Here is a 12,217-nt window from a genome sequence, read left to right on the forward strand (position 1 = left end):
TATACGAGGGCTCATGCTGCGCCTATACCAATGGCGCACTAAGCACCTTAGCGACCGCCAAGCCACAATTATATTGGCGTTCTTCATTGGTTTCTTTGCCTCTGTAGCTGCATTCATACTGCACACCATTATACACGAGATACAGCATCTGCTTACATCGCGCTTCCATGCCGACACGTTCAACTGGATGTACCTGATGTTTCCTGTTATTGGTATCTTCCTCACTTCTTTGTTTGTGAGATACGTGGTGAAGGACAATATATCGCACGGTATTACCCGTATACTTTATGCCATATCCTCAAAGCAGTCGCGCCTTAAGGGGCACAACTGCTGGACATCTGTCCTTGCATCTGCCATTACCATCGGTTTTGGTGGATCTGTAGGTGCCGAGGCTCCTATTGTACTCACGGGTTCGGCCATAGGCTCTAACCTTGGACAGTTGTTCCGAATGGACAACAAGACACTTATGCTGCTCGTTGGTTGCGGTGCTGCCGCCGCTATTGCAGGTATCTTTAAGGCACCTATAGCCGGATTGGTGTTCACCTTGGAGGTGCTTATGGTAGACTTAAGCATGGCATCGCTGCTGCCTATACTTACAGCTGCAGTCACGGCAACGTGCTTTACATATATATTTATGGGTAGCGACTCGCTATTCAACTTCCATCTTGACGGAGCGTGGATGGTAGATCGTGTACCTGCAAGCATCATTCTCGGCATTGTATGCGGCATGGTGAGCCTATACTTTATACGCTCTATGTCGGCTTGCGAGGGCATCTTCGGCAAACTAAAGCAGCATCGTTATGCCAAATTGGCGTTAGGTGGAGTGATGCTTAGTTCACTCATATTCCTCTTTCCTGTGCTCTATGGCGAGGGTTATTCGGCTATCAATGTGCTGTTGAACGGTATGAGCGAGGCAGATTGGAACGAGGTGTTGCGCAACTCATTATTCTACGGACACGGCAATCTGCTGATACTCTATATAGCAATGGTAATTGTAACCAAGACTTTTGCTACAGCTGCCACCAATGGAGGAGGCGGTTGCGGTGGTACATTTGCGCCTTCATTGTTCGTTGGAGCCTTCAGCGGATTCCTCTTTGCACGTTTGTGGAACACGTATGAGTTAGGAATTTACATTCCCGAGAAGAACTTCACGCTGCTTGGTATGGCTGGTGTCATGGCTGGAGTTATGCATGCGCCGCTTACGGGTATCTTCCTCATAGCCGAGATAACCAATGGCTACAACCTCTTTATGCCGTTGATGATTGTAGCTGTGTCGTCTGTTCTGACAATAAGCATATTCGAGCCGCACAGTATTTATGCCATGCGTCTGGCACGCGAGGGCAAGCTGATAACCCACCATACAGACAAGTCGGTGCTTACACTTATGAGTATGGACAGTGTTGTTGAGCACGACTACACGGCAGTTAATCCTGACATGCCTCTTGGCAAACTGGTAAACGCCATATCAAAGAGCCACACCAGTTTTATACCTGTACTTGATGCTGCCGGAAGCATATTGGGCGAGATAGACATAACGAAGATTCGCCACGTCATGTTCCGTGCCGAATTGTACAACAAGATGAGTGTCAGACAGCTTATGCAGCCTATAGCCGCACAAGTGGGCATTAATGACTCGATGGAGGAAGTGATGCGCAAGTTCGACCTAAAGGGCACTCGCTACTTGCCTGTGGTTAATACAGCCGGACATATAACGGGCTACATTTCGCGTTCGCGTGCATACAGCATGTACCGAAAGATGGTGGCCGACTTCTCAAACGAATAAGAAAACAAGGAACAAAGAACATAGGGATGGAGACTCTAAAGGAAAAAACAGCCAAAGGACTGCTTTGGGGCGGACTGAACAGTGGCATACAACAGATTATAGGATTGGCTTTCGGCATTGTTTTGGGCCGACTGCTTGCTCCTGCCGATTATGGCATGATGGCTATGATAAGCATATTCTCGTTGGTTGCCACTGCCCTTCAAGACAGCGGTTTCCGCACTGCACTTACCAACCTTAAAGAGCCAAAGGCAGAAGACTACAACTCTGTGTTCTGGTTCAATATCATAATGGCATCGTCGCTATATGCCATTCTATTTTTTGCAGCACCACTCATAGGCGAATATTATCACACGCCGAAGGTGGTGCCATTGTGTCGCTATGCCTTCCTAAGCATAGTGATAGCGTCGTTTGGCACAGCCCAATCGGCTTACCTTTTCAAGAATCTTAAGGCTAAACAACAAGCCGAGGCGGGAGGCATTGCTGTTATCGTGTCGAGCACAGTTGGTGTGGTTATGGCTTTCTGCGGTGCCGCCTACTGGTCGCTTGCCACACAAGGCCTGGTATATGTTGGCATCAACACCTTTTTCCAATGGTATTTCTCGCCGTGGCGTCCTACTGTACACGGCATAACATTTGCGCCTGTGCGCCGTATGTTCCGCTTTTCGTGCAAGATACTTGCTACAACCATCATGACTTGTGTAAACAACAATGTGCTTAACATATTGCTTGGCCACTACTTCTCGCCACGCGACACGGGCAACTACAATCAGGCTTACCAATGGAACACCAAATGCTACTCGCTTGTGCAAAGTATGGTGGCGCAGGTAGCACAACCAGTGCTTGTAAGCCTCAACGGAGAACAGGGCAGGCAGATGGATGTATTCCGCAAGATGATGCGCTTTACGTCGTTCATCACCTTTCCGCTGATGTTCGGCTTCGGACTTGTGGCTAAGGAGTTTATAGTTATAGCTATCGGCGAAAAGTGGCTTGCGTCTGCCGAACTGATACAGATACTATGCGTATCGGGAGCAACAATGCCTCTTGCCACTCTATTCTCCAACATGATTATATCTAAGGGTCGTTCGGGCACATTCTTTTGGTGTACCTTCTCGCTCGGACTTGTTCAGATTATAACCATGCTGCTGATATGGCAATGGGGCATACGCAATATGGTGATAGCCTATATGCTTATCAACACATCATGGTTGCTGGTATGGCTATTCTTTGTAAGGCGACTTACGGGTTATGGCTATTGGCGTTTCTTCTGCGACGTAATGCCATTTGCACTTGCAGCTGCTGGTGTTATGGCTGCAAGCTATGCCGCTACGCTATCGCTCAGCAACCTTTGGGCATTGCTGATATCACGCTTTGTTATTGCAGCCACATTATATTATATAGTGATGAAGGTTGCAAGAGTAAAGATATTAAAGGAATGCGAGCGCTTTTTGTTTAAGCGCAAATAAACAAAAAGTGCGGCATTTTATAAAATTATCCGTAGAATATAACCATACTATATTATGGCAATACCAACGGCTGCATTGCAGCCGTTTTTTCGTTGTACAGCTCTTTGTCAACACGTCGAGCACGCAAACTTCTAACCACAGGATAGTCGGCAAAATAAGGATCAGACGACATATACCAGCGATAATCCACTATCTCTTTAACTCCTTTAGCCATAACATCGAGCTTGCGTGCAGACTTCGGACTTACTACCGACAACATACGTGTGCCGTCGTTAAGCACTACAGCAAGCACAAGAAAGGCTGACCGACGCGACCTACCCGACTCGTCTGCCACTTTACGTCCACGCATTGACGACGTAATTGTTATATGCCAACCATACTTACTGTTGAGCTGGTGCATTATCTCGCGAAACACTTTGCCGTGCGACGAAGTGTCGGGAATGCGCTTATATATAATATAATAATGTATCATCTCGTGCAACAGCGTCTCCTGAAACTCTCGCTCGGTACACTCATAATAAGTACTTATGCGAATAACAAAGTCGCTGTACACACGTTTCAGCAACCTACGCGTACACTTGCATGCCATAGTGCCAAGACGTGTACGGGCTTTGGACAATACAATACGAGGCATAGGCAGCTCACCACCAAAGTAGTCGGTGTTGAACTGCTTAAACCATGTACGCAGTATGTCGGTTGTCAATATCATTCGGCACAGTCGGGATAAACGGATGTAAGATATGCTCCTACCTTGTCGGACATAACGGTGGCAAGCACAACCTTGCCGTCAGGACCAATGACATATACTGTAGGAATCCACTTAATGGCATAGGTATGTGCCACAGCCGACTCGCGCATATTCTTCATATCGCTAACCTGGGTATACTTTATGCCAAGCTTCTCCACCCCATTCTTCCACGATTCTGTTTTAGTGTCGAACGACACACCTACAAACTCAACTCCCTTTGGGGCAAACTTCTCGTAAAGAGACATTATATATGGAGAGTCCTTACGACAGTCGGGACACCATGTAGCCCAGAAGTCGAGCACCACATACTTGCCACGCAAGCTCTTAAGCGAAAACTGCTTGCCATCAATGGTCTTTAAGTTGATGTCGGGAGCGTCGGTTCCCGACTTAAGAAGATTGGTAGCATACTTTGCGTCGAGGTCTTCTACCACATTTGCCTGTGTATTGGCAGCGGTTTGGGCATTGATAGCCTGTGGCATAATGGTTAGTGCCAAGGCAAAGAGAAAAAGCTTAATCTGTTTCATATTGTTATGTTCTAATTTTTAATTAATGTACATTTATGGTTCACGTAGGAGGTACGGTCTCCGAACCGTACCACTCAAACTGCCAGTTCTCAGTGCCATATAGCCACTTGCGTGGTACGGTTCGGAGACCGTACCTCCTACAATATCTTCTAAATTACCTGTTGTCTAGTCTTCCTATTCAGTCTGTGTCTTAGGCCAGTTGACCAGGAACAGTTTCTCGGTAGCTCGTGTAAATGCAGTATAAAGCCAGTGTATATAGTCGGGTGTCAGCATATCGTCCGTCATATATCCCTGGTCTACATATACATGTGCCCATTGTCCGCCCTGTGCCTTGTGGCACGTAACGGCATAGGCATACTTTATCTGCAAAGCGTTATAGTAAGGGTCTTCCTTAAGCTTTTTATAGCGCTCGGGCTTAGTACGCACATCGGCATAATCGAGCATAACCTGTTCGAACAGTCGGTCGCTTTGCTCGCGCGTAAGAGCTGGAGCCTCGGTAGACAATGAGTCGGTAAGAGCCGTAACTTGCAACTCATAGTTGTCGTAGTCGGGAAACTGCAACCAGAGATCTACGAAATGGAATCCATAAAGGTCGCGTCTATTGCGCACACGTTGTATTACGGCACGGTCGCCATTTGCAATAAACGAAGGCGTAGGCTGGTCAGGTTGCTGCACTTGTACAGCCTGCGACTTAGCCGATGCTGTAACAACGGCACCAGTAGGCAATGTGTTAGCAGCAAGATTCTGCGCTGCCGCCGATGTAGAATCCTTGGCAAGTCCGGCACGATTCTTAACTGCATCCTGCTCAGTCCAATAATAGTTGTTCTTAACAACCATAAGCCAGTCGCCCGACGTAAGTTCCTCCTCACGCCAAAGCACCTGGTTGCGTATGCCTTGATTGTATATATTGGCACGCTTGTTCGATCTTGTCACCACCATAGTCTCGTCCATACCCACCTGCGAATAACTTGTGGCAAGCGACTCAATAAGTTCGTTGCCAGGCACATTAACGATGTCGGCAAATCCCTTGAACCTAATTTTAGGCAACTCAGTAGCCTCGTCGTGCGTTATCATTTGGCGTATAACGGTAGCATTATAGAGTATGCCCGACTCCTGACTCTGTCGCAGCACCTCATTAAGGTCGCTCTCGTACAGCGACAATCCATATCCGCGCATAAAGTCAGAGCACAGGGCAGGCGATTCCTCCTCGCCTACAGGTGGCAACTGAGCTTTATCACCGATAAGCATAAGTCGACAGTTTCGACCGTTATACACAAATTGCACAAGGTCGTCTAACAGACATCCCGTGCCAAATACAGCACCTTGCAGCCCCTCATTGGCTATCATCGAGGCTTCGTCCACCATAAATAGGGTATCGGTGTGCATGTTAGGAGCAAGCGAGAAAGCGCCCTCCATCGACTTCTGCCTATATATACGTCTATGAATGGTAGAGGCTGGAGTATCAGAGTTGATAGAGAACACCTTGGCAGCACGACCCGTAGGAGCAAGCAGCACCACACGTTGCCTGAGCCTTTTCATTGTACGCACAATGGCACCAGACAGAGATGTCTTGCCCGTACCGGCCGATCCTCGCATTATCATCACCGCTCTATCGTCGCTATCAGACATAAACGAGGCGAATGTAACAAGGGCTCGGCTTTGGTCGAGAGTTGGCTCAAAGCCGAAGCTTTGGCGTATTTGGTATATCAGTTCGTCGTGTAGCACTTATTTTGATGTTTTGTTTCTTATTTTCATGCAAAGTTACTGATTAGTTTGCAAACGCTAACCCAATGATTAAGAAAAAGCTATAAAAGTTTGGATATATGCGAAAAATCTTGTAACTTTGCACCCATTAATGCTCTAAAAGCGTTTATTCAATTAACATTCAAAATATTTTAAACAAAATGAAGAAGGGAATTCATCCAGAAAACTATCGCCCCGTCGTATTCAAGGATATGTCCAACGGCGATATGTTCCTTACAAAGTCTACATGCAAGACTTCAGAGACAGTAGAATTTGAAGGCGAAACTTACCCAGTAGTTAAGGTCGAAATTTCAAGCACATCTCACCCGTTCTATACAGGTAAGAGCAAGCTTGTTGATACCGCTGGTCGCGTAGACAAGTTCATGAGCCGTTACGCAAAGGTTCGCAAGTAAGGAAAAGAAAACGAAAAATATACTATCCCCCCACAAAAAGGGATAGACACATTCTTTTTTTGAATATGCACATCGAAAGTGTGTTCTAAGCGTAGTTGCATATACGCTCAGAACACACTTTCTTTTTGCTTTTCATTATACTGAAATCTAATTAATACACTCAATATGAAACTATTGCACACCCTACGCCCGCAAAGCATCCTTTACCTTTGCTTTGCCTGCCTTACATTGTTCTTTGTAAGTTGCGGCGACGACAATAACCCCGTTATTGACGACGGCAAGCCTGTAAACAAGAACGCAAATGTGGTTACAACCGATAAGGCTGTGCTGCGACTGGAATTTCCGGCGCTGAAGAAGACGGGCAGACAACAGATTATTGTGCATAGACTGTCAAATACAGATTACGATAAAGACCGTGTGAACTTCTGCACAGAATGGGATTGCGACAAGAAGTCGCAACGTTGGTCGTGCTATCAATTGCATAGGGGCTTCAGCGGAAACCATTCGCGCACTGGCTCATTCACAGCCGACCCTGCCCTATCAGAGGGCGACTATTGGGCAGAATATACTTATTTCCCAGGTTTCGACCGCGGACATATATGCCCAAGTGCCGACCGTACATTTTCGAAGGAAGCCAACGACCAAACCTTCTATATGTCGAATATGCAGCCACAGTATCATGCCTTCAACGGCTTCGACAGCAAAAACAACAAGAATAAGGGATTATGGCTACGTATGGAGCAACAGCTTCAGACATGGGCCAGCAACCTTGGTCCTAAAGACACCATCTTTGTATGCAAAGGCGGTACCATCGACGACGAGAAGAACATCATTAAACGTATTGACGGCAAGCTGATTGTGCCAAAATACTTCTTTACGGCTATTCTAAGAAAGTACTACATCAACGGCAAGCACGAATATATTGCCTTAGGATACTGGTGCGACCAGACCAACTCCTACCGCACAAACGAAACCATAAAGCAGCATTGCATGTCCATAGAAAAGCTTGAACAGCTTACGGGCATCGACTTCTTCTGCAACCTGCCTGACGATATTGAGGCTAATGTAGAGAAGAACTATAATGAAAGCAGCTGGAAATGGCTATAACAACAAATTTTGCGTATTGCCTCAAGTCGCATCATGGGAGTAAGGGGATTTTGTCTCTTGCGACTACACCATAAGGATTCTTTACGAAAACGAGTCGTTTTAGAGAGGTATCCGCAACCCGAAATATCAAAAATATTACAGGTTGCGGATTTTAGGTTTATCTAACCTTTATTTCGTTCCTGGCATCTTGCGCATGGCACGATGCTTCAGATTGGCGGTTCTTGCTCTCAGCTTCGTTCCTACACCTTCGGTATACTGATAAGCGTTTTCGTTGTCGTGGGCAACATCCGACGCCGTGGAAGTCCAATACTCGCCAGAGAGCGGATAGTCATTATCCTTCATCTTCGTATACTCATTCTTTGAAGGCAGATACCACACGAGGTTTTCTCGCTTAAGTACCGGACGATAAGCCGTAGTGCCACCTTCTGAACCAATTTTCTCCTTATTGAACTTATTCTTCAATATACACATTCGGGCGGCATATTCAGCAGGGTCGATGGGCAACTTCTTGTCGGGCTTTCCGCCCCAATCCTCCAGTTGCTTCATTAGTCCGGTCACATCGCTAATACCATTGAAATTATACAATTCCCAAGTGTTCTTATTTCCGTCGTCAGGATCGTCCGACACATCAAGGTTAGGCACTTTACTAAAGTCGATGGTAAGACTTTTCAACTGAGCCCAATATGTGGTATAAGTAATATAATCCTGATATTTATCACCATAATACTTAATCTGAAGCTTCATAATCCATCTTCGTATTGGACCTAATATACCATGACCACCAGCATCGCTCATGTCATAGGTGATTTTCATATCATTATCCCACAAGAATCCCCATGGCGACACCTTGTCCTCTAAACGCTCGCACCCCAATCCTTCGGTATTCCAGCTTGGGAACAACTGTTCGAGAGTATATACCACAGGAGCCTGTTTGGGATAGTCTTTTGGCTTAAGCTCAAGATCCACCTTTCGGTTTGCCCTATCTATGTTCTCCTCAAGGAAGGCATACACCGTCACTTCGCCATCGCCTGTGCCCGAAATGCTTGACGTGCCTCGGTCTTCCTCCACCCAGTATCCAAGCGAGGTCAAGTCGGTAAGCTCTTTGCAAAGCGTCACCTTTGGCGATTTTGATGTCAGCGTCCATCCCTTCTCCAGATACTTCGACCTTATCTTGATTGGACAAATCACATAGTGTGCGTCTTGCAGTCCGGGGTCTTCGGTAAATTCCAATTCGTAGTAAGGCGAAATCGAGAGTCGATAGGTCACGGTTTTGCCCATAGGCCATTCAGCTCCGTTGAGCGACGCGCTGATGGTTCGTTCTTTACCCGAATTCTTGTCTTTATACACCACTTCGAGTTTGCTGTCCTTGCCCAATGTCTGTGGCAGCAGCATGAAAGCCGCCTCGCCATTGTATAGTATTGTGCCATTGGGCGTGGTTGTGGTGGTAGTATAGTTTGGAGCTATAGAGTAGTCGGTGGTTTCCCCGTCGAGCGTCCATTTCGAAGTAGCCATGTCGTAGGTTCCCGACTTGTGCACATTAGTGATTTTCACACTCTGGATAGAGCCATTGGTCATCTCTGCTCCCGTCAATATCCTCACGGCTGTACACAGATGTTTGAATTGCAGGTTTACTGGAGCGCACGTCGAGCCCGTGCCTGGATTGGACATATAGCCTGTGTATGCAGCCATAATGTCGGGCTGCTTTAGAGCATCGTCGGGTACTGTATATTTTATCGTTGTTTTCTTCACGTCAGGTACAGGATAAACAGGCGTCTCCGTGAAAACGCCATCATCCGCAGGAGCCCATGCAAGGAAGTTCAGCTGTCGGTTGCCGGGCCAGTAGTAGATGTTTGCCGACTGCCACAAGGAGCCTTTCTTTGTGGCAACATCATCCATATAATATTGTGTGCCGAAGGTGCCGTCGGCGTTCTTTACTTGTGCCACCACCTTGAATTTGTCGTACATGTCCGTAAGCATACTGGCACGTGTGGCATGTTGCTTATTGTTGGCTTCTATTCCGTCGCTCACTATAGCACGCACACACAAAGTGTCGGTCGTCTCATCCGACCTGAGCACATAGCTGGTAGAAGTAACGTCCTCGCCATTGCCATTGGCACGTGTGGCATTGTCGTCATCGGAAATACCAAAGCGGATACAGTCAGTCTGGCTTTTGCCAAAAGAGTCTAATGTTCCATCGCTGCTGCATGAAAAGAGTGACAACGACAGGAGCGCAGCAGCCATGCCAGCTGTCTTGTGTAAGAGTTTTTTTCCTTTCATTTTGATTTGGGTTTAAGGGGTTGTGAATTAAATGTGAGGGGGAAGATTATTCCCCCTCAGAAAAGAATTAGTTGTTATTACATTGTTATACCTGTGTCTGTAAAGCTTCCCCAAGAATTTACAGAAACTTTAAACTCAATAGGACAAAGTTCTTCATCAGGATTGATGTTTTTCTTGTCGAGAGTAGCTGTCAGCTGATAGCTCTTGTTTGGTTGCAATGCCAAAGATACTGTTGCAGTATGATCATATACATCGGTTACGCCATGATGTACACGTGTCACCTTGAATGAGATTGTATAATCTGTTGCAGTAGTTGTAGGAATCATGTACTTATGGTCAGAACGTCCTGTCTTGTCATCAACTTTTCCTGTCATATTTCCGAACTCAAGGTCCTGCGGATTTGATGTAGTCCAGACAACAGCATCTATTGAAGCAGCAAGTGCTGCTGTACCATTAGCATAAGCATTTGTAATCTTAACGTCAGAAACGTAAACACCCGAACCATCATCCATGCCATTTGTAAACTGGAAACGAACACGAGAGAGAAGGTGATTGAACGTCAAATTCACAGCAGCAGGACATGAGCCACCATTATACAAGCCAAAATCGTTTGTTGCATAAATAAGGTCTGTTTCACCTGTTTTATTGTCAAAGGTAAGTGAGCCCCACTCACCGTACTCTGTTGGAGCTGTAAACGTATAAGCATTGTGCGGAGCAAGAGCCTGGAAACTATATTTATAATCCTTCTCCCAATAAACCAACGGAGTGCCATAAGACCATACGCCACCTGTTTTGGTCATGTCTCTTGCTACGAATGGTGCACCTTTCTTTGTTCCATCTTTGCTCTCAAATCTACCCCATATTTTAAATTTCATGAGGTTGTCTGCTGTAGCGTCATTGGTAGTACGTGTACTATTGTTCACAAAAGTTTTAAACTCGATAGCATTCTTGTTGTTAGCCATCTCTACATTCTCGTCACTGCTACAAGAAGCGAGCATCATACTAGCCGCAGCCATACCAATTAAAAATAGATTTTTCATAATGATAGGTTTTAAATTGTTAATTATTATTTTTAAAGTAAAAGTTATTTTGTCTCTATTATTTTAGAGGAATAACGACATCTTCAAACTCGCCCCATCCATCTACTCCGACATCAAATCCAGAGCTGCCTTGCTTTCCGTCCTCGTCCGAAATCTCTATGCCGCTCACCACAATCACTCCACCTTGCGGTTGGTTGTTGATTTGTTCGGTGACATCGAAGTTAAAGGTCTTGATAATGCCGTTTTTCAGTCGCACCTCAAGATTCAAGGCATTGCTGTGCGGGGCACGTGTTGTGGAGTAGAATCCGTTGGGATAATCAGGCACGCCGAACGAGGTTATTATAGCCTGTGCTCCCCACGACTCCATAGTGCAGTCGTAGAGTAGCGTTGCCGTCTCCTTCGATGTGTAGCCACTATTCAGATAAACCGAGGCTGCCATGCCCGACAAGGCTCCGCGCGTCAGCTTGACATACTCCAATCCCTTACTAAACTCATAGCGCACAAGATACTTGAACACCAACGGGTGCATGGTCACCTCCATAAGCGGGGGCTCCGAGGTTCTCTCCGAGGTATAGCTCTTGTTGTAGTTGCCGTAGAGCATGTCGGGCATGTTCACGGTGTTCTCCTTCGCTCCGGTTTGGCTGTTGAACGGATTGCCCAAATAGGTTGATCGGGTGCGGGTGCGTGTAGTGGCCTTAGCAGAGGCATACGAATACATTTCGTCGAAAACGATATATTCGGTGTCGTTGTTGTAGAACAACAGCTGATGCTCTCCAGAGCGCAGACCAACGGTTTCGCCCATAGCCGCCATGTTTATCATGTCGCTCTGTCCCTCCTTAGGGAAGTCGTGCATTCGCAATCCGGCAGGAATCAGCGGTCGCAGGTCGTCGTATTGCATACCGTAGGTTTCGAGCCATGTGGGAAAGTCAATCCAGTGGGTCGACCCATCCTTTCCTACCTCCCATTCCTGCTGATAATTGGCACTCACATGCAACTGAAATCTTGACGCATGGGCGTTGTGGTCGAAGCACAGCTCCTTATGGTCGCATGAAGACAACAAAGTCATGGTAGCAACGACGAGCGATGCAGCCCAGGCAGCTACTCTGCCTTTATTCATCA

The 12,217-nt window shown here is 46.5% G+C and carries 10 protein-coding genes; 4 read left to right on the forward strand and 6 right to left on the reverse strand.

The genetic code is table 11. From position 1 onward, the window contains the following. The first annotated feature begins 13 nt into the window (after positions 1–13). Positions 14–1,783 carry a chloride channel protein gene (locus tag C9991_RS00560; RefSeq protein ID WP_232823255.1) on the forward strand — a complete coding sequence of 590 codons (1,770 nt, stop codon included), beginning with the start codon at positions 14–16 and terminating at the stop codon, positions 1,781–1,783. Positions 1,784–1,809: 26 nt separating this feature from the next. Continuing rightward, positions 1,810–3,246 (forward strand): lipopolysaccharide biosynthesis protein, encoded by a 1,437-nt coding sequence (locus tag C9991_RS00565; RefSeq protein WP_106810713.1) that lies wholly within the window; start codon positions 1,810–1,812, stop codon positions 3,244–3,246. A 52-nt stretch (positions 3,247–3,298) separates the two neighbouring features. Here the strand turns inward: C9991_RS00565 and C9991_RS00570 are convergent, their stop codons facing one another. The 3 genes from C9991_RS00570 to C9991_RS00580 all read right to left on the reverse strand — a co-directional run bounded on the left by C9991_RS00570 (position 3,299) and on the right by C9991_RS00580 (position 6,243). Continuing rightward, a complete protein-coding gene (locus C9991_RS00570; protein ID WP_106810714.1) occupies positions 3,299–3,955 on the reverse strand; it encodes a SprT-like domain-containing protein in 657 nt (218 codons plus the stop codon). Then, a complete protein-coding gene (locus C9991_RS00575) occupies positions 3,952–4,518 on the reverse strand; it encodes a peroxiredoxin family protein (protein WP_106810715.1) in 567 nt (188 codons plus the stop codon). The genes C9991_RS00570 and C9991_RS00575 overlap by 4 nt, the downstream gene beginning before the upstream one ends. Positions 4,519–4,692: 174 nt before the next feature. After that, positions 4,693–6,243, reverse strand: a complete 1,551-nt coding sequence (locus tag C9991_RS00580) for an ATP-dependent DNA helicase (protein ID WP_106810716.1) — start codon at positions 6,241–6,243, stop codon at positions 4,693–4,695. A gap of 179 nt (positions 6,244–6,422) precedes the next feature. Here C9991_RS00580 and C9991_RS00585 point away from each other — a divergent pair, with 179 nt between their 5' ends. Together C9991_RS00585 and C9991_RS00590 are read left to right on the forward strand one after the other, a co-directional pair. Further along, positions 6,423–6,674 carry a type B 50S ribosomal protein L31 gene (locus tag C9991_RS00585; protein ID WP_094881737.1) on the forward strand — a complete coding sequence of 84 codons (252 nt, stop codon included), beginning with the start codon at positions 6,423–6,425 and terminating at the stop codon, positions 6,672–6,674. A gap of 165 nt (positions 6,675–6,839) precedes the next feature. Next, positions 6,840–7,781, forward strand: coding sequence for a DNA/RNA non-specific endonuclease (locus C9991_RS00590; protein ID WP_106810717.1), 942 nt, complete (start codon positions 6,840–6,842; stop codon positions 7,779–7,781). A gap of 168 nt (positions 7,782–7,949) precedes the next feature. Here C9991_RS00590 and C9991_RS00595 read toward each other — a convergent pair whose 3' ends face one another. From C9991_RS00595 to C9991_RS00605, 3 genes are all read right to left on the reverse strand, one after another. Further along, the gene (locus tag C9991_RS00595) at positions 7,950–10,058 is read right to left on the reverse strand and encodes a fimbrillin family protein (RefSeq protein WP_106810718.1); all 2,109 of its coding nucleotides are present in this window, start codon (positions 10,056–10,058) and stop codon (positions 7,950–7,952) included. 77 nt (positions 10,059–10,135) lie between these two features. Next, complete coding sequence (locus tag C9991_RS00600; RefSeq protein ID WP_106810719.1) at positions 10,136–11,098, reverse strand: fimbrillin family protein; 963 nt, start codon at positions 11,096–11,098, stop codon at positions 10,136–10,138. Positions 11,099–11,156: 58 nt separating this feature from the next. Beyond that, positions 11,157–12,215 (reverse strand): DUF5119 domain-containing protein, encoded by a 1,059-nt coding sequence (locus C9991_RS00605; protein ID WP_106811704.1) that lies wholly within the window; start codon positions 12,213–12,215, stop codon positions 11,157–11,159. Positions 12,216–12,217: the final 2 nt, after the last annotated feature.

Source organism: Prevotella merdae, from assembly GCF_900290275.1.
Classification (GTDB): domain Bacteria; phylum Bacteroidota; class Bacteroidia; order Bacteroidales; family Bacteroidaceae; genus Prevotella; species Prevotella merdae.

Coding starts and splice junctions, on each gene's coding strand:
- C9991_RS00560 (WP_232823255.1), top strand. CDS start 14: ATGCTGCGCCTATACCAATGGCGCACTAAGCACCTTAGCGACCGCCAA.
- C9991_RS00565 (WP_106810713.1), top strand. CDS start 1,810: ATGGAGACTCTAAAGGAAAAAACAGCCAAAGGACTGCTTTGGGGCGGA.
- C9991_RS00570 (WP_106810714.1), bottom strand. CDS start 3,955: ATGATATTGACAACCGACATACTGCGTACATGGTTTAAGCAGTTCAAC.
- C9991_RS00575 (WP_106810715.1), bottom strand. CDS start 4,518: ATGAAACAGATTAAGCTTTTTCTCTTTGCCTTGGCACTAACCATTATG.
- C9991_RS00585 (WP_094881737.1), top strand. CDS start 6,423: ATGAAGAAGGGAATTCATCCAGAAAACTATCGCCCCGTCGTATTCAAG.
- C9991_RS00590 (WP_106810717.1), top strand. CDS start 6,840: ATGAAACTATTGCACACCCTACGCCCGCAAAGCATCCTTTACCTTTGC.
- C9991_RS00595 (WP_106810718.1), bottom strand. CDS start 10,058: ATGAAAGGAAAAAAACTCTTACACAAGACAGCTGGCATGGCTGCTGCG.
- C9991_RS00600 (WP_106810719.1), bottom strand. CDS start 11,098: ATGAAAAATCTATTTTTAATTGGTATGGCTGCGGCTAGTATGATGCTC.
- C9991_RS00605 (WP_106811704.1), bottom strand. CDS start 12,215: ATGAATAAAGGCAGAGTAGCTGCCTGGGCTGCATCGCTCGTCGTTGCT.